We start from the raw sequence: 16,796 nt of genomic DNA on the forward strand, positions 1-16,796 counted from the left end.
GGGGCATCAGGCCCGGTCCTCGTCCAGCAGGGACCGGGCCTGCTCGGGAGTGAGCCCCGCACCGCGGGCGAACAGGACGGCGAACTCGGGTTCGGTCGCTTGGACCTCTGCCGTGATCCGTACGAGCTCGTCACGATCCGAATCGGACAGCGCCTGTTCACCCTGGCTGCGTGCGGTCTCGGCCGCGCCGAGCAGCTGTGCGGCCACGCCGGACCGCCCGGCCGGCACCAGAGCGGCGGCCATCCCGGTCAACGCCCACGCCATGCCCGGCCCCGAGCGCTGGTCCCGGAAGACGTCGAAGCCCTCCCGGTGCCAGGCCAGCGCCGCAGCCGGATCACACTGCTGTCCGGCCAGCAGCCCCAGCTCGACCAGGACCATCGACAGGTACGGCGGGTGGCCGCCCCCGGCTTCGGCCTGCTGGTCCCGGGCGGCGGAGACCAGCCACGTCAGGTGCTCCTCGGCCACGTCGAGTTTGCCCGCCCGGCGGGCGGCGAACGCCAGGCCGATGGTGGCGAACACCTCCCGGACCCGCTGTCCCTGCTCGGCGGTGAGCCTCTTGGCCTGCTCCGCGTACTCGTAGGCGCGTGGGTAGTCCCCGACCTCGACCGAGATCCAGGCCAGCCAGGCCAACCGGGCGGCCACGTCCGACCACAGCCCCAGCTCCTCGGCGGTTCGCAGGTCGGCCTGGCTCAGCCGGGCCGCCTCCGCCTGGTCGCCGGTGAGGTCGGCCAGGCCGATCAGCCAGTCGGTGGCCTGGAGCACCCCCCAGTCGTCGCCCAGTTCGCCGAAGAGTTTGGCGCTGCGCCGGGCGTCGTGCTCCAGTGCGGCCGGGTCGGCCCGGAGGTGCGCGAGCATGGCCCGGGTGCTCAGCACCAGCGCCTCGCCCCACCGGTCCCCGGCCGCCTGGAACCTGTGCAACGCGCGGTCCAGTATCTCCCCGGTGGTCGTCTCGTCCCCGAACTCGATGACGGCCGTGGCCAGAAACCACTCGGCCCGGGCCAGCCCGACGGGGTCCGCCGCCTTCTCGTACTCCCTTAGCACCTCCGCCACCCGCTCAGGACCGGCCTGCCCCTGCCGGATCGCCAGGCCGGTGTACCAGGCCTCGGCCTCCGCGCGGAGCCCCGACGGCGCCTCGCCCGGCACGGCCAGCGCCGCCGCCAGCGACCGGCCCGCTTCGGTGAGGCGGCCGCGCAGGAGCCGGTACCACACCAGTGCCCCCGCCAGCCGGAGCGCCGGTTCGGCCGCCCCCTCACGCCGGAAGGTGTCCAGGGCCGCCCGGAGGTTGGCGGCCTCGGCGTCCAGCCGGCGCAGCCATTCCCGCTGACCGGACCCGCGCAGCCGCGACTCGGCCTGCTCGGCGAGGGCCAGGTAGTGGTCGGCGTGCCGCCGCCGGAGCGCAGGCTCCTCACCGGCCTCGCCCAGCCGGTCCAGGCAGTAGGCGGAGACCGACTCCAGCAATCGGAACCGGGGCCCGTCGGCCCGCGTCACCAGCGAGCGATCCACCAGGCCTGCCAGCAGGTCCAGGACCTCGCCGCCGGAAACCCCGTCCCCGGCGCAGACCGCCTCGGCCGCGGCCAGCGTGCATCCACCCGGGTGAACGGCGAGCCTGCGCAGCACCGCCCGCTCCGGTTCGGTCAGCAGCCGCCAGCTCCAGTCGATCACCGCGGCCAGGGTGCGCTGCCGGGCCGGGGCGTCACGGGGTCCGGTGCCCAGCAGCCCGAATCGATCCCGGGTCACGCTCAGCCGGGCGGCCAGCTCGGGGACGCCCAGCGCGGGCACCCGGGTGGCGGCCAGCTCCAGCGCCAGGGGGATGCCGTCCAGGCGCCGGCACACCTCCGCGACGTCCGCGGTGGTCTCCGGCGCCGGGGTCAACCCGGCACGGGCGAGGAACAGCCGTACGGCGGAAGACCGGGCCAGCCGGTCCGGGTCGTCGGTGTCGGGCACCTCCAGCGGCGGCAGGTCCCAGCGCGTCTCTCCGCGCAGGCGCAGCGGTTCCCGGCTGGTGGCCAGCACGCGCAGGCCGGACGCGACCGCCAGCAGGGTTCCGACCAGTTCGGCGACCGGCTCCACGACGTGCTCGCAGTTGTCCAGCACCAGCAGTGTCCGCCGGTCCCGCAGGGTCGCCGCCAGCCGCTCGCCCGGCGACCCGGCGCCGCCGGGCGAATCCGGGATGGACAACGCGGTCAGGAGCGGCTCCGCCGCGTCACCCTGCCCGTCCCACGTGGTGAGGTCGATCAGCCAGACCCCCTCCGGATACATTCCGGCCACGGCCCGGGCCACCGCGACGGCCAGACTGGTCTTGCCCACCCCGCCCGGGCCGGTGAGCGTGACCAGGCGACCGGTCGTCAGCAGCTCCCGTACCCGCTGCAGCGCGTGGTCCCGGCCGATCAACTCGGTCACCGGCGCCGGCAGGTTCGAGGTGGGCTTGACCGGGCGTGGAGCAGGATCCGGCGCGTCCTCGGACGGGTCGCCGGTCAGGACGGCCTGGTGCAGCGCGGTCAGCTCGGGGCCCGGGTCCAGGCCCAGCTCTTCGGCGAGCCGGTGCCGGAACTCGGCGAAGCCGGTCAGGGCCTCGCCCGTCCGCCCGGCCCGGTGCAGGGCACGCAGGTGAGCCGCCCGGAGACGTTCCCGGTACGGGTGCCCGGCCACCTGCTCGCCGAGCTCGCCGATCAGCACGTGGTGCTCGCCCAGCTCCAGCCGGGCCTCGGCCCAGGCTTCGACGGCGGCCAGCCGCTGCTCCTCCCACCGGGCCACGGCCGCCCGGGCGAACTCCTCGTCGGCGAAGTCGGCCAAAGCCGGACCCCGCCACAGACCCAGCGCCTCGGTCAGCAGCCCGGCGCGGATCCGCGGATCGCCCGCCTCCCGCGCCTGCTCGATCAAGGTCGTGAACCGCGCCGCGTCCACCGCCCCGGGCTCGGCCCGCAGCGCGTATCCGGGAGCCTGGGAGGCCACCAGCTCCCGGCCACCCGGCTCGGCACCGGCCAGGGCCCGGCGCAACTGCGAGACCCGGACGTGCAGCGCGGCCGTCGGGTCGGCCGGGGCCGCCTCGTCCCACAGGTCCTCGACCAGCCGGTCCACCGACGCCGGGTGACCCTGACGAACCAGAAGGTCGGCCAGGAGCGCCCGCACCTTGCGCCCGGGGATCACGACCGGCTCGCCGTGGTCGGTCCACACGGCGAGCGGGCCCAGCACTCCGAATCGCATCGTCCCAGCCTATGGAAGCCGACCGACACTTCGTACAGCCAGGCGCACCGCCGTCTCCTGCCCCGCTGCGACCCCGTCCACCTGGACTCTCTCCCCCCGAGAGCGCCGGCAACCCGCGACGAGCATGATGAAACAGGCCGTAACGGGGCCGGGGAATCCGTCATGCCGACCGGAGGGTGACGGTGCAGAGCCGTTTGGTGGCCCGGGTGAGGGCGACGTACAGGTCGCGTTCGCCGCAGGGGCGGGCTGCGACGATCTCCGGCGGGTCGATGAGGACCACGGCGTCGAATTCCAGGCCGCGAACCTGGGAGACAGGCACGACACGGGCCCACCGGTCGATCCCGGCGGCCGCCAGTTCGGCTGCTCTGGAGTCCGCGCAGATCACCGCGAGAAGATCGCCCGGGTGTGCCGTGGCCTGGGCTCGGAGTTCCGGTGCCAGGACGGTGACGACCGCATCCCGGTGGGTGGTGAGCTCGCGGGGGATCGGGCCGTGGCGGAGCGCGGGGGTCGGCGCTTGGTCGGGAGCGATCCTGGCGAGCAGGTCACGGGTGGCGGACAGGATCTCGTGGGTGCTGCGGTAGCTGACGGTCAAGGTGTGCAGGGCGTATCGGGTGCTCAGGTGTGGTTCCAACGCTTCGGCCCAGCTGCGTGCCGTCGCCGTGGGGCCGGCTTGGGCGAAGTCCCCGACCAGGGTCATCGACCGGGAAGGGCAGCGGCGCAGCACCATGCGCCACTGCATGGCGGTCAGTTCCTGAGCCTCGTCGACCACGACATGTCCGAAGGTGCGTTCGGGAAGGCCCTCGACCAAGGCCGTGGCCTCGTCCAGCAGCACCGCGTCGGCATCCGTCCAGCCGGCGTCCGGAGCGCGCAGCAGCCGCGTCCGTTCCCCGTCGGTCAGCGAGGGCAGGTGGAGGGCCATCGCTTCGGCGTCCGCCAGGACGGCGTGGACGACGGTATCGGGGGTCAGCCGCGGCCACAGGGTTTCCACGGCGTGGTCGAACCGGGGATCGTCGAGCAGGGCGCCGCGCACGGCGTCCGCGTCGAACTCCGCCTCCGGTGCCGCGGTCGGTGCGCCGTCGAGGCCGAGGGCGCGCAGGTCGGCCTCCACGGCCTGGTCGAGGTCGAGGCCGGTGCTCTCCAGGGCCTCGGTGTCGATGGCTTCCAGGGTGGTGATCACGGCCAGTTCCAGGGCGTCGACGACCAGGTCGGCGAGGTACCGCTTGAACAGTGCCCGGGCCGGATTGTGCGCCAAGCCGCTTGTGGTGGCGGCTTTCCCCGCCCTGGCCACATCTTCGCCGGGAAGGCGGATCAGATCCCGTCCCACCTGCACGGCGAAGCGGTGGTGTGCGACTTGGCGGGAGCGGACCAGGGCCGCGAGGGCGTCGGCCAGCTCGGCCCGGCCCTTGAGTCGGGCCGTCGCGGCGGGCTCGGCGCCGGAAGGCGTCACCGGTGCGAGGCCGGCGCACGTCGCCAGGACCGCGCCGTTCTCCCCGAGGGAGGGAAGGACCTGGGAGATGTAGTCGAGGAAGCGCGTGTTCGGGCCGAGGATCAGCACGCCCTGCTCGGCGACCCGTGGGAACGCATACAGCACGTAGGCGGCCCGGTGCAGCGCGACCACCGTCTTGCCCGTACCGGGGCCGCCCTGCACCACCGTGACCCCGCGGTGTGCGGAGCGCACGATCGCGTCCTGCTCGGTCTGCAGCGTCGCCACCGCGGCCCGCATCCGCCCCGTCCGTCCGGCCTCCAGCACCTGGGTCAGCGGGCCGTCGCCCACGACATCGCCGCAGGCCGGCGGCGAGCCGTCCAGGAGCTCGTCACTCACCGCACACACCCGGCGGCTTTCGACGCGCAGGTGACGCCGCCGCCGCAACCCCAGCGGACGCAATGACGTCGCCTCGTAGAACGGTCGCGCCGCCTCCGCCCGCCAGTCCACCACCAACGGCGTCTCGTGTTCGTCCGTCCGCAGGCCGATGCGCCCAAGGTGCAGCACCGTCCCGTCCACCGCGTCGATCCGGCCGAAGACCAGCCCCTCCTCCGCCCCCTCCAGTTGCCGTACCCGGCCGGCCAGATGCCCGGCGGCGGCCTCCCGCGCGTACACCTCGCCCGGACCGGCCGCCCCCGTCCGCAGTGTGTCCGCCAGCCGCGCCCGCACGTCCGCGAGCCGCTCATCCAGGAGGCGGTACGCGGCGGTCACGTGAAGTTGCTCCGCCTCCGCCTCCGCCTCCGCCTCCGCCTGGCGCACAGCGCCATCGTCGTCGAACCGCACCGGTGGTCAACCTCTCCCTCGTCAAGGCCCTCCACTATGCGACCAAGTTCCCCTAAAAGTAAGGCTTGACTTACCTATGCACGGCAGCCGCCCGACCACTCTTTCACTGCGGACCCGGCCCCGGCCGACATCTGTCCGTACAACGGCCGCCCCCTGCGGGCGGTGAACCGCGTCGCCTGGAATCCGTGCGGAGCGCCGAGAACGGCTGGGTTCAGGCGTGCGACGTGTGGTCGAGGATGATCTCGCCGATCCGGCGGGGCAGCCCGGGGGAGAGGAAGCTGTGCCCCATGCCGGGTACGGCCGTCAGCCGTGCGTGCGGGATCTGCGCGGCGAGGGCCTCGCCGTGCGGCAGCGGACGCAGCGGATCCTCGGTGCCGTGGACGACCAGCGTGGGTGCGGCGATCGAGGAGAGCGGGACGAGCCGGTCGTCGGTCATCGTCCTTCCGGCCGGATCGTGGTTGGCGGCGGCGGCGTGATCGCTCGCCAGGTCGTACGCGGTCTCGGCGAGCCGTCGTGCGGCCGGCTCGTCGAAGGGCAGGACATCGCCGTTGAGCACGCGCCAGGTTTCCACGTTGCGCGCGATGTGTCCCGCGCGACCGGCCGGGGCCACGGTCGCCGACCCCGCGAGGTGCCGCAGGAACCGCGGCGTGGGCGGCGGAAGGTCGTGGGGATCCGGTTCCAGCCCGGCCAGGGCCCGGGCGAAGGCGGGTCCCGCGCTGTGGCCCATCGGGCCGGTCATGATCGCGGTAAGGCTGAGCACGCGTTCGGGCCGATGCACCGCGAGCCACTGCCCGATCGCGCCGCCGAGGGACGCCCCGGCGATGTGCGCGGCGACGATCCCGTACCCGTCCAGCACGGCGATCGCGTCGGCGGCCATGTCCGCCATCGTGTACGGGGTCGCGGTGAAGTCGACGCAGTCGGACCTTCCGGTGTCCCGGTGGTCGAAGCGGATCACCTGTCGCCCGCCGGCGGCGAGTGCCTCCACCAGTTCGTCCGGCCAGCCCGCCCCCGGAGTGGAGGTACCCATGACGAGCAGGATCGGCGGGTCCGCCGGATCGCCGCACTGCTCCGTCCATAGCCGAAGATTTCCAGCTATTACGAACTTGCCGTGAATTGCGTTCATTGGCGGAAATCTAGCAAGTATTCGGACTGGATTCCAATGTGTCATCAAATATGATATTTGGCGAATTCATGATATAATCAAGCCAATTGGGGCGAGATTATGGGATTTCCTGGTATCGGCGATCCGCCGCAAGGGCCGGGGAGATGTGGGCGTTCGTCGGTGTCTTTCTCTCCGATCCGCTGTGGAAAGGACTCGGAGAACGCCTGCGAAAGTCGGCGAATCCTGCTCCGGTCTCCGCCACGGACGCCGTCGGCGGGTCTTCCCGCTCGCCTTTCCTCACGGTGGCCGATGGGTCCGTACGGCCGATATGGCGGGGCCGTGCGTCGTGAGCCTCATCGAGGCACCGAGGGGAACGGCCGGACGGTCGGCCACGGCGGCAGGGGGAGTGCCGCATCCCCTTCAGCTCTCCGAACGCTTCAGGTGCGCGGCGACGCAGGTGCCGTCGTCGCTCAGCCAGCCCTTGCGCCGGGCGTAGCCGAGCATCGCGTCGAACCGCTCGTCCCAGTCGTCGGACCGGGCGCCCGTGCGGGCCCGCTCGCGGAGCGCCCGCACGTCCAGCCACATCCGGCCGGCTCCGGCCGGTCGGCCCATCCCGTCGGTGCGAAGCGCTTCGCCGACGGTCTCGTCGTCCAAGCCGTCCGCGTGGATGTGCAGGCGGCTGCAGTCGTCGGCGTCCTCCACTTCGAGCCGGGGCGTCTCTCCGGTTGCGGTGATCGTCACATGCATCGTCGGTCCTCCGCCGTCATCGGGGGTGGATGCCTGCCTCGCCGCCGCGGCCGGTACTCGGCCTCGGTCGCGAGGGGCCGTGGCATGGAGCCCGCCCGCCTCCTCGGGCACCGCGTCGATGGTCGCACGGATGCGGATCAGGGGCATGGGGGAGACGTGCTCACTTTCCGGAGCGGGGCCGCAAGCGGTGGACACGGTGACGGCACTGCGGTGCGGACCTTGGTTCCCCCTCCTGCCGAGAGGGCAACACCGCACAAATGGCTCGGTGTTTTCTGTAGAGCTTTTGTCTTTCCGCTCGTCCGGTCAATATCAATTAGGTTTCGTTTCCATTGGGTGTTCGCCGATGAAGATCAGAGGATCTCTGGACATCGGCGTCGACGGGCTAGGTGATCGATATGAGTTTTGATCCAGCGGTGAATGTGTAAAAGTCAACATTCCGGCATGATGTCAATTTTCACCTGTCGTGTAATGCTGGGGACGCACCTTGGCAGGACGAAAGGCGAAAGATCATGTCAGTGGTTGACGACGGCAGAAACGTCGTCGTTGTTCAGGTCGGTGACTCGAAACCCGAGATCCACCGCGACCTGGGTTTGAATGACTGTCGGAACCTGATCGGCAGATTCGATGAGAAGCTCACCGCGAGCCTGAAAAGGACGGAAGACCGGATCGACGCCATCCGGCGAGAGGTCGTCACCGATCCTGATCTGGCGGTCGAATACTATCTGCTGCAGCGGGCGCAGAGCCGGGCCGACGACCTGCTCAGCTGCGATCTCGACGACTTCAGCGCCGAAGAGCACGAGAAGAGGGTCGACCTGTATCACAAGCTCAGCACGGTCGGCTCCGTGCTCCTCTACGAAGACGCCAACTTCAAAGGCAAGCAGAAGTTCTTCACCGCCACCTGGCCCAACTTCAAGTGGTGGCCCTACAAGTTCAACGACAAGGCGTCGTCCGCGAAGGCCTGGGGAGGAAACATTCTCTTCGAGCACACCTGGTACGGCGGCCGGCGGCTTTATCTGGTCGGGCTCCCCTACGTGGCGTTCCCCGACCTCAGCGTGTTCGGCTTCAACGACCTCGCCAGTTCGTATGCGGGAATCCCGTAACCATAGCGCGGAAACCCATTCACGGCGGTGACCCCGCGCGATTCACCACCCCGAATGAGAAGCCGGTGCCCGGATACCTCGGGCACCGGCTTTTCGGGTTGCTTTCGAGTGGAATTCCGAGAGCCGCGGAGCACCCCCGGGGTCACCGGCCTCGCGGATCCGGTACGGGGCGGAGCCCGCGACCTACCCCGACGGGACTGCTCTGCGGCCAGGTGAAGGTGACCGAGTCACCGGGGCCCAGGTCACGCCAGATCGGTGCGATCTCATCGACCCTCGCCAGTATCCGTTCCGCCTGGCGCTCCTGGTCGGCGGTGAGGTCGAGGGGCGGGATCCACGGGGGTCTCTCCTGCGGGGGTGAGTTCCGCTTCCGCCACAGCACAAAACAGACACCGGCGAAGAACTCCGAGGTGGCCATGTCCGACCTGTCCGCTCGGCCCAGCCGCGCCTCGGAGCGGGCCTGCCTGCGCCTGGCCCGGTGGTGGCCGCGGCGGTCCCGGACGGTTTCCCCGAAGGGCATGAAGGTTCCGCCTCCGGCTGCGGCGCGGCCGTAGACCCCGGAGGTCAGGCCCAGCTCGGCCTCCACCAGGTAGTGCAGGAGATCGTGGGGGATGTGGTCGTCGTAGCCGGGCGCCGGATTCATCCCTTGCGGTTCCCGGCCCGGTGACTCGACGACGGTGGAGTAACGGCGACGGCCGGTCCGGGTGAACGTGACGTCCATGCCGTCACGGTAGACGCGGCCACCGGGTTTCGCATCCGGTTTACCTCCGGCGCGGCGGCGTACGGCCTGCTCGCCGGAACGGCCGGGCGGCAGGTCAGGGCGTCGGCCGGGACGGCACCGCGTTCACCCGGCTCAACGAGGCGCTCCGGCGGAGGATACGGCTGTAGCCGGATAATTCGCCGGGATCACTTCGGCGGCAGGCGGTGCGAATCCGGCACCACGCTCTCCCGGTCCCGGTGGTTCCCCGATGCCGCCGGTGTATCCGGAACCGATGTTCCCTCTGCGGATCAGTCCGGGACGGGTGCGCAGGCGTTTTCCGGAGGCCGGCCCGCCTCGACGGCGGTGACGGGAGCTCCGGCCAGCTGCCGGAGCGTCTCCCGGAGCGTGGTCTTCGCCGGGGAGCCGAGGTCGGCGAGGAGGCGGTCCTCGATCGCCTCGACGTCGGCGCGGGCGGCTTGCAGGGTGTCGCTTCCCTTCGGGGTGACCTCGATGATGCGCGCCCTGCGGTCCGCCGGGTCCGGTCGGCGTCCCACGAGTCCGGCCTCCTCCAGTTCGTCGAGGATGAGCACGAGCTTGCTCTTGTCGACCGATACGGCCTGCGCCAGGGCGAGCTGCGTGCGGGCGGGGGCGTCGGCGACGGCCATCAGCACGGTGTATCCCCAGAGCGTCATGCCGTGCTCCCGGACCACGGCGGTCTCCGCAGTGGCGAGCCCTTGCTTGAGCCGGGCGAAGAGCCAGTGCAGGTCCTCGTGGAGCCGGTCGCCGGACGGGCTTTGCGTGGCGGCCATGGCAGCATGGTAGCAAGTCAAAACCTTCTTGTTTTTCAACTATCTTGCTCTATATTGATTGTGAATTCAGACGATCTGAAGTCGGTGGTACTTTATGGTCAACCTGCTCCACCTGGACGCCTCCGCTCGACGTGGCTCGTTCTCCCGGAGGCTCGGCGCGGTCTTCGTCGCCGAGTGGCGGGCCGCCAACCCGGACGGGTTCTACGCCTACCGCGATCTGGTGGCCGACCCGGTGCCGCCCCTCGACGAAGCGCGGGTCGAGATCGCCATCCGCTCCGGCGTGAACGGGGTACGCGGCCTGGCGGAGATGGACGAGGTCCTCGCCGCCGTGCCCGCCTTGTCCGAGAGCTGGGCCGTCACCCGGCCGCTGGTGACGCAACTCCTCGAAGCGGACGTGCTCCTGCTCGGCACCCCGATGTACAACTTCTCCGTCCCGGCCTCGCTCAAGGCCTGGATCGACCGGGTGACCCTGCCCTGGCTGCCGCTCCACGGCAAGTCGGCCGTGGTGGTGAGCGCGCGGGGCGGAGCCTACGGGCCGGGCGCACCCCGGGAGCACCACGACTTTCAGGAGCCCTACCTGCGCGCCTACTTCGCGGCGCTCGGGCTGGAGGATGTCGCGTTCGTCCACGCCGAGCTCACCCACGCGACGGTCATGCCGTTCCTGGCCGGTCTCCGCCGGACACACGAGGCGTCGCACTCCGCCGCGCTCGACGCGGTCCGCACCCTGGCTTCCCGGCTTCCCGCCGGGGCGCCGTCCCGCGACTGAGCGTGGGCCGCAGGCCGTACCCAACCGGCGGGAAGGCACTGAACAGAGAGGACAGACCGCTTCATGGACACCGAACTGCACGACCGCGTGGTCCTGGTCACCGGCGGGTCGACCGGGATCGGGGCCGCGACCGCGCGGGCTTTCGCCCGGGAGGGAACCCGCGTCGCGATCACCTATCACAGCAACCCGGACAAAGCCGCGAAGACGGCAACGGACATCGAGGCGGTCGGCGGTCAGGCGCACGTCGTCCGGCTTGACCTGCGTGACCTGCCGAGCGTCGACCGGGCCGTCGCGAGCGTCGCCGAGCGGTGGGGCGGGGTCGACGTGCTCGTCGCCAACGCCGTCCACTGGGGCGGAGACGGACCACCCGACCCGGACGTGCGGTTCGAGGACGTCGGACCGGCGGAGTGGGCGACGATGATCGACGCGAACCTGGTCGGGACCGCGGCGACGGTCCGCGCGGTCCTCCCCGGGATGCGTGCCCGGGGCTGGGGCCGGATCGTGCTGATCTCCTCCAGCGTGGCCGAGGAGGGCCTGCCCGGGCCGGGCCCGTACGGAACCGCCAAGTCGGGACTGTACGGGCTGGCGCGGAGCCTGGCCTGGGATGCGGGCCGGGACGGGGTCCTGGTCAACGTGGTCGCCCCCGGATTCACGCTGACCGACGGGCGTCCGGGTATCCCCAAGCCGGTCCTCGACGCGTTCGCCGCGGCCGTGCCCACCCGCAGGATCTCCACCGCCGAGGACGTCGCCGGGATCGTCGTGTTCCTGGGGTCGGGAGCCAACGGCAACCTCACCGGCGAGGTGATCAGAGACGGTACGGCCGCCGCCCGCGCTCCCTATTTCGGGAGATAGCGGGCTTGTCCAGATCGGATGGTCGGGGCCATGGGGGTGATTCCCACAGCAAGACGGTGATCTTAGGTCGCCATCGGTAATGTGACGTCATGAGCGGGCAACCTGCTTGCGAGGAAGACCCGCAGGATCCCCTGGTCATCTTGCATGACCTGCCGAAACGGGAACGTCCGGAGTTCCTCCGGCAGTACCGGACGGCAGTCGATGCCGCGCTGTTCCTCACCACCGAGGTGGTCATCGCCGAGAAGCCGGATAAGCACAAGACCCGGCTGGCGGCATGGAGTTCTGAACGATACCGCCTGGCCATCGCGGTCATCGGCATGAAAGATCTCATCACCGGGCCCAGGGAGCGGGACCCTCGCTCGACTGTCACTGTGCGATTCCGGCGATCGGCATAGCGGTGACGACTTCGAGGACGGCTGAGGAGCGGATGTTCTCTTCCTGGCCAGATCAGCCGGAGCTGCCGGAGGGAGGACGCCGCCCAGGTGGCTGGACTTGGGCGGCGTCCTCGATCAAGGCCGGTAAACGAGAGGCCCGTCCACGCGGAGCCGGCTTCTAGCCGCAGGTGTTGGCGAACTCATCCCCCGCCGCGCGGTAGACGTTGTACGCGTGGCCGTCACAGTAGTAGACGACCGTGCCATGGCCACTGGCCACGGTGGTCCACACCCCGGGTGAGACGTACCGTTGAATGGACGCGAGCATCGGCGTGATATCGCCGTTCTCACAGGCGAGATAGTTGTGGACGAGGATGTTCTGGTTGGCGTCGATCTCGTAGTAAAGGGACCAGCCGCATCCCGGGGGGATGGCGTGGGCGGGGGCCTGAACCGTGACGGCGCCGCTCAGCGCGGCGACGGCCACGGCGAAGACGACGGCGAGACGACGTCGGAGGGGGTGGTGCCTGCGCATCTCAATCCTCCTGATGGGACAGATGATTTCTTTCCCTGGAGCAATCCACTTCCAATAAGTGCATTTATCGAGACATGCGGGGCTAAGCCGCCCCCAGAGTGTGCTCCGCCTTCGCACCCATGGCAATATCACCTCACCGATGAGTTCGAGCGATCCCACCAGACGGCCAGGCATCCCCGTACCCGGCTGAAGTACGGCGCCGAGCTGGTCAAGGAGGTCGCCAAGAAGACCGGCGACGTCGCGGGGGACGAGACCACCACCACCGTCGAGAAGGGCGTCGTCCCCTGGGGCGGGGCCGCGCTGCCGAAGGCCGGGGTCACGGTGTTCGAGAAGATCGACCTGGTCGGTGACGAGGCCACCGGCGCACTGCTGGTCAAGCGTGTTCCGGAGGAATCCCTGAAGCAGATCGCGGTCAACGCGGGTCTGGAAGGCGGCGTCGTGGTCGAGCGGGTGCGCGGGCTGGACCCCGGCCACGGGCTCGACGCCGCGACCGGGGAGTACGTCGACATGTTCGACGCGGGAATCATCGATCCGGCCAAGGTGACCCGCTCGGCGCTGCGGAACGCCGCCTCGATCCCGGCGCTGTTCCTCACCACCGAGGTGGTCATCGCCGAGAAGCCGGAGAAGGACAAGGCCCCATCGGTGATCCGTCCGGCGGCATGGACTTCTGACCTGTACGACCAAGTGACGGCGGACCCGGTCGGCCTGCCTATGCAAGTTCGCCGTATGGCCGCTCATATCGACGCGCAGCTCGCCTGGTTCGATGTGCCCAGGAACGCCCGGCAGCCGACCGTATTCCTACCCGGCTGAGGTTTGACACCTTTCCGGACCGGTCGGTGCAGGTGATCGGGATCTCCGGCCGAGGTCGACACCATTAGTCCGTGGTGTTTTGTGCATGTTTGTACGGCTGCCGCGGGATGCGCGGTAGCCTTCGGGACCTCAGGAAGGCCGATGGGTCGCCACCGAGACGACGCATCCGCATGAGGGTCGTCGTTTTGTCGGTGGAGATCGCCATTCTGATTCGCACATCGGGTGTTCGCCCGAAAACGATCGACCGCCTTGCGTCTCCCTCGGCCTGCCCGCCGTCGGTTTCGCATGGTCAGACTGGAGGTGGACACACGTGAACGCGGACAGAACCGCGTGGGATCGGCGCAGTGTGGTGCCGGTGATCCCCCCGATCCAGCGGCGCAAACTGGCGAAGGTGCCCTTCGTCGAGCTGGCCGACGGGCGGCTGCAAGGCGTCGTGTCCAGCGGTTCGGACATCGCCCGGGTCTACGTCTCCTCCATCGCCGCGAAGACCCACGGCTTCAACTGCTCCACGAACAACAACCGGCCCTGCGGCGGGCTGGGGTCGAGGCCGTGCAAGCACTTGGTGGCGCTCGCCACCGAGGCGGTCCTGCAGTACGGCTTCGAGCGCGTCGCCCGGTACCTGGGGGTCGAGGCGGGGGACGGCGACTCCACAGGTGGCGACTTGATCCGGGTGCTGAAGGGCGGACCGGAGTCCATCCCGGCCGCCACGGTGTTCAGCCGCTTCCTGCGCCACCTCGCCTACCTGGAGGTGCCTGCGACCACGGAGCCCATCGCGGACCTGCAGTGGTTCCCGGCCACGGGGGCGGTCCGCTGATGCTGGGAATACAGCTTTCCGAACTTCTGGGCGAGGTTCCGCCGGGGGTCGAGGAGGCCCTCGACCTGGTCGCCGGCCTCGACGACGCCCTCGTGCACGGGCTGGGCCGGCTGGGGGAGGAACGGGCCACGGCCTTTGCCGCCCTGGCCGGGGCGATGGCGGGCACGCCGCTTGGCGACCGGCTGGGCGAGGCCGTCGAGAAGATCGCGAACGGTTCCGTGGCCGACGAGTACCTGACGGCGCTGGCCGGTGGCCGGACCGCGCTGTTCGGCGCGGTTCACGACGCGCTGCTGGACCGGCTCGACTCCGCTCTGGGGCGGACTCGCGCCGAGTGGGCAGGGCTGTCCGCGCCGGCGTCGGCGCCGGACAACCTGCTCGCCGGGAGCCGGTCGTGGCTGCGCGAGCTCGCCATCACCGGATGGCGGGGGGTCGACCACGACCTGGTCTCCGCCTCCTCCCAGACGGTCGAGGCCCTGCTCGCCGAGCCCGGGCTGCGCGGCCTGGCCGTGCTGCTCGACGGATTCGCCGCCGAGCTGCGGGCGTCGTCTCCGATCGCGACGATGGACGTGCCACCGGCTCGGCGGTGGGCCGACCTGTGGGCGCGGGCCGTCCTGCTGTCACACCCCGAAGGACGTACCGGAGTCCAGGAGGCGGCAGGGGTCACCGGGCGTCTGCTGATCCTCGGCGTGGACGTGCACGAGCACGGCACCGCGGTCCAGGTGCAGGTCCACGGCCTGCTGGAAGTCTCCGGGGAGTCCCGGCCGCGGTTGGTACGGACGAGTGTCGCCGCCGCCAAGGTGGACACCATCGTGGGAACGGCGGTGTGGGGGCTGCTCGCGGGATACCCGGTGCTGATGGGCGCGCTGGCGGAACGCCGCAGCCTGCAGGTCGCCGATATGCCGCTGACAGCGGGCGGCGATCTGGTGTGGCAGGAGGAGCGGGCGCGTCCGGGCGAGGCAGCCGACCCGTTCGCCGTCGCCCGGGTCCAGCTCGCCGGTGCGCTCGCCCCGGCGGTGCCGCCGCTGGACCGCCATCCGGTGCGGATCGCCGAACCCGTGCTGGTGGAAGGCTTCACCGCGTTCGTCGAGCAGGACGGAAGCGTCGAATTCCGATTGAACGACACCTCGATCCCGGTCGCGGTCGACCGCCTGCCGGCCTGCGGTCCGCTCACCCCCGAGCTGGTGGCCGCGGCCTCGGCGGTGCTGGGATTGATGCGGTGGGACGCCGGCCGCTGGTCGCTGCAGCCGTTCGCGGTGCAGACGACGGTGAAGCGCAAGCCGGCCGAGGCGCACACCGGAGACTGGGCGATGGGACCCACCGATCCCAAGGTCGTGAAGGCCGAGGCGAAGGCCGGGGACGCGGTGGCGGTGCTCCGGGAGCGGGCGGGACGGTTGCTGCGGCGATGAGTGACTCCATGATCGACGCCGCCGCGAACCGGCGTCAGGTGCTCTGCTGGCGGCTGCTGTCCAGGCTGTTCTCCCCGGAGGAGCAGCCCGCGCTGGAGTCGGCGTCCATGGCCGTGGTACGGGACCTCGGCCTGCCCGCCGCGCTGCTGGACCCCTCGGTCTCGGTCGACAACCTGGTCCAGCGCTTCCCGGATCTCGGCGCCGAACTGAAGGGTGTGATGGCGCCGGGGGAGGACGAGGACCCGGCGATCGACGTCCGCAGGACCGCGCTCGCGTCGAAGCTGCTGCTCAATGTGTTCGCCACCGGGTCCGGCAGCGTCACGGCCACTCAGCTCGCCGACTGGCAGCGGGACGCGGGCTGGCTGGAGGAGGCGCTCGGCGCGGAGCGGGGCGGGCTGAAGGCCCAGCCCGGATGCGAGGGGCTCGCGGGCACCCTGGCCGGTTTGGAGGGCGACCTCGTCCGCCGGATGCGTCTGCGGGAGGTGCTGGCCGATCCGAAGCTGGCGGCTCAGCTGACCCCGAGCATGTCCCTGATCGAGCAGCTGCTCCGGGACAAGTCCAACCTGTCGGGGGTCGCCCTGGCCAACGCCAAGGCGTTGATCCGCAGGTTCGTGGACGAGGTGGCCGAGGTCCTCCGTACCCAGGTGCAGCAGAGCAGCGCGGGGACGATCGACCGGTCGGTGCCGCCGAAGCGGGTGTTCCGCAACCTCGACCTCGACCGCACGATCTGGAAGAACCTCACCAACTGGAACCCGGAGGACCAGCGGCTCTACGTCGACCGCCTGTTCTACCGGCAGACCGCGAAGCGGACCACCCCGGCGCGGATGATCGTGGTGGTGGACCAGTCGGGGTCGATGGTCGACTCGATGGTGAACTGCACCATCCTGGCGTCCATCTTCGCCGGGCTGCCCAAGGTGGACGTGCATCTGATCGCCTTCGACACCCGGGCGATCGACCTCACCCCGTGGATCCACGATCCGTTCGAGGTGCTGCTGCGGACCAACCTCGGCGGCGGCAACGACGGGCCGGTCGCGATGGCCATGGCCCGGCCGAAGATCGCCGAGCCGAAGAACACCGTGATGGTGTGGATCTCCGACTTCTACGAGTTCAACCGGTCCCAGCCGCTCTACACCGAGATCGAGGCGGTGCATCGGTCCGGCGTGCGGTTCATCCCGGTCGGCTCGGTGAACAGCTCCGGTCACCAGAGCGTGGATCCCTGGTTCCGCCAGAAGTTCAAGGATCTGGGCACCCCGGTGATCTCAGGTCACATCCGCAAGCTCGTCACCGAACTCAAAAACTTCCTCGCTTAGGAGATATTTC

At 70.4% G+C, this 16,796-nt stretch carries 14 protein-coding genes and 1 pseudogene; 8 read left to right on the top strand and 7 right to left on the bottom strand.

What is annotated here, in order from left to right; all coding sequences use genetic code 11:
* Positions 1-6: 6 nt before the first annotated feature.
* The 4 genes from RUR_RS10060 to RUR_RS10075 all read right to left on the bottom strand — a co-directional run bounded on the left by RUR_RS10060 (position 7) and on the right by RUR_RS10075 (position 7,319).
* Positions 7-3,204 (bottom strand): AfsR/SARP family transcriptional regulator, encoded by a 3,198-nt coding sequence (locus RUR_RS10060; protein ID WP_283134681.1) that lies wholly within the window; start codon positions 3,202-3,204, stop codon positions 7-9.
* A gap of 160 nt (positions 3,205-3,364) precedes the next feature.
* On the bottom strand, positions 3,365-5,446 hold the full coding sequence (locus tag RUR_RS10065) for a HelD family protein (protein ID WP_283134682.1): 2,082 nt from the start codon (positions 5,444-5,446) through the stop codon (positions 3,365-3,367).
* A gap of 235 nt (positions 5,447-5,681) precedes the next feature.
* A complete protein-coding gene (locus RUR_RS10070; protein ID WP_346349028.1) occupies positions 5,682-6,638 on the bottom strand; it encodes an alpha/beta fold hydrolase in 957 nt (318 codons plus the stop codon).
* A 354-nt stretch (positions 6,639-6,992) separates the two neighbouring features.
* Positions 6,993-7,319 (bottom strand): hypothetical protein, encoded by a 327-nt coding sequence (locus RUR_RS10075; RefSeq protein ID WP_283134684.1) that lies wholly within the window; start codon positions 7,317-7,319, stop codon positions 6,993-6,995.
* A gap of 509 nt (positions 7,320-7,828) precedes the next feature.
* Here RUR_RS10075 and RUR_RS10080 point away from each other — a divergent pair.
* A complete protein-coding gene (locus RUR_RS10080) occupies positions 7,829-8,419 on the top strand; it encodes a beta/gamma crystallin family protein (RefSeq protein WP_283134685.1) in 591 nt (196 codons plus the stop codon).
* Positions 8,420-8,561: 142 nt separating this feature from the next.
* On the opposite strand, the gene RUR_RS10085 is transcribed toward RUR_RS10080, so the two are convergent.
* On the bottom strand, positions 8,562-9,137 hold the full coding sequence (locus RUR_RS10085) for a hypothetical protein (RefSeq protein ID WP_283134686.1): 576 nt from the start codon (positions 9,135-9,137) through the stop codon (positions 8,562-8,564).
* A gap of 287 nt (positions 9,138-9,424) precedes the next feature.
* Positions 9,425-9,925 carry a MarR family winged helix-turn-helix transcriptional regulator gene (locus tag RUR_RS10090; protein WP_283134687.1) on the bottom strand — a complete coding sequence of 167 codons (501 nt, stop codon included), beginning with the start codon at positions 9,923-9,925 and terminating at the stop codon, positions 9,425-9,427.
* A 94-nt stretch (positions 9,926-10,019) separates the two neighbouring features.
* Between RUR_RS10090 and RUR_RS10095 the strand changes: the two genes are divergently transcribed.
* From RUR_RS10095 to RUR_RS10105, 3 genes are all read left to right on the top strand, one after another.
* Positions 10,020-10,691 (top strand): FMN-dependent NADH-azoreductase, encoded by a 672-nt coding sequence (locus RUR_RS10095; RefSeq protein WP_283134688.1) that lies wholly within the window; start codon positions 10,020-10,022, stop codon positions 10,689-10,691.
* A 63-nt stretch (positions 10,692-10,754) separates the two neighbouring features.
* On the top strand, positions 10,755-11,543 hold the full coding sequence (locus tag RUR_RS10100) for an SDR family NAD(P)-dependent oxidoreductase (protein ID WP_283134689.1): 789 nt from the start codon (positions 10,755-10,757) through the stop codon (positions 11,541-11,543).
* 89 nt (positions 11,544-11,632) lie between these two features.
* On the top strand, positions 11,633-11,938 hold the full coding sequence (locus RUR_RS10105; protein ID WP_283134690.1) for a hypothetical protein: 306 nt from the start codon (positions 11,633-11,635) through the stop codon (positions 11,936-11,938).
* Positions 11,939-12,095: 157 nt separating this feature from the next.
* Here RUR_RS10105 and RUR_RS10110 read toward each other — a convergent pair whose 3' ends face one another.
* On the bottom strand, positions 12,096-12,446 hold the full coding sequence (locus RUR_RS10110) for a hypothetical protein (RefSeq protein WP_283134691.1): 351 nt from the start codon (positions 12,444-12,446) through the stop codon (positions 12,096-12,098).
* Between the two features lie 264 nt (positions 12,447-12,710).
* Here RUR_RS10110 and RUR_RS10115 point away from each other — a divergent pair.
* The 4 genes and pseudogenes from RUR_RS10115 to RUR_RS10130 all read left to right on the top strand — a co-directional run.
* Positions 12,711-13,117 (top strand): annotated as a pseudogene (locus RUR_RS10115) (TCP-1/cpn60 chaperonin family protein); the annotation flags it as partial.
* Between the two features lie 449 nt (positions 13,118-13,566).
* Positions 13,567-14,070 carry a hypothetical protein gene (locus RUR_RS10120; RefSeq protein ID WP_283134692.1) on the top strand — a complete coding sequence of 168 codons (504 nt, stop codon included), beginning with the start codon at positions 13,567-13,569 and terminating at the stop codon, positions 14,068-14,070.
* Positions 14,070-15,476: a hypothetical protein gene (locus tag RUR_RS10125; protein WP_283134693.1), complete on the top strand. Its 1,407-nt coding sequence runs from the start codon at positions 14,070-14,072 to the stop codon at positions 15,474-15,476. The genes RUR_RS10120 and RUR_RS10125 overlap by 1 nt, the downstream gene beginning before the upstream one ends.
* Positions 15,473-16,786: a VWA domain-containing protein gene (locus tag RUR_RS10130; RefSeq protein WP_283134694.1), complete on the top strand. Its 1,314-nt coding sequence runs from the start codon at positions 15,473-15,475 to the stop codon at positions 16,784-16,786. The genes RUR_RS10125 and RUR_RS10130 overlap by 4 nt, the downstream gene beginning before the upstream one ends.
* Positions 16,787-16,796 lie beyond the last annotated feature (10 nt).

This window comes from Rhizohabitans arisaemae (genome assembly GCF_025996515.1).
Lineage (GTDB): Bacteria > Actinomycetota > Actinomycetes > Streptosporangiales > Streptosporangiaceae > Rhizohabitans > Rhizohabitans arisaemae.

Bases quoted from the DNA above. Each gene is read 5' to 3' on its own strand.
- RUR_RS10060 (WP_283134681.1), bottom strand. From the start codon at position 3,204: ATGCGATTCGGAGTGCTGGGCCCGCTCGCCGTGTGGACCGACCACGGC.
- RUR_RS10070 (WP_346349028.1), bottom strand. From the start codon at position 6,638: ATGACACATTGGAATCCAGTCCGAATACTTGCTAGATTTCCGCCAATG.
- RUR_RS10075 (WP_283134684.1), bottom strand. From the start codon at position 7,319: ATGCATGTGACGATCACCGCAACCGGAGAGACGCCCCGGCTCGAAGTG.
- RUR_RS10080 (WP_283134685.1), top strand. From the start codon at position 7,829: ATGTCAGTGGTTGACGACGGCAGAAACGTCGTCGTTGTTCAGGTCGGT.
- RUR_RS10085 (WP_283134686.1), bottom strand. From the start codon at position 9,137: ATGGACGTCACGTTCACCCGGACCGGCCGTCGCCGTTACTCCACCGTC.
- RUR_RS10090 (WP_283134687.1), bottom strand. From the start codon at position 9,925: ATGGCCGCCACGCAAAGCCCGTCCGGCGACCGGCTCCACGAGGACCTG.
- RUR_RS10095 (WP_283134688.1), top strand. From the start codon at position 10,020: ATGGTCAACCTGCTCCACCTGGACGCCTCCGCTCGACGTGGCTCGTTC.
- RUR_RS10100 (WP_283134689.1), top strand. From the start codon at position 10,755: ATGGACACCGAACTGCACGACCGCGTGGTCCTGGTCACCGGCGGGTCG.
- RUR_RS10105 (WP_283134690.1), top strand. From the start codon at position 11,633: ATGAGCGGGCAACCTGCTTGCGAGGAAGACCCGCAGGATCCCCTGGTC.
- RUR_RS10110 (WP_283134691.1), bottom strand. From the start codon at position 12,446: ATGCGCAGGCACCACCCCCTCCGACGTCGTCTCGCCGTCGTCTTCGCC.
- RUR_RS10125 (WP_283134693.1), top strand. From the start codon at position 14,070: ATGCTGGGAATACAGCTTTCCGAACTTCTGGGCGAGGTTCCGCCGGGG.
- RUR_RS10130 (WP_283134694.1), top strand. From the start codon at position 15,473: ATGAGTGACTCCATGATCGACGCCGCCGCGAACCGGCGTCAGGTGCTC.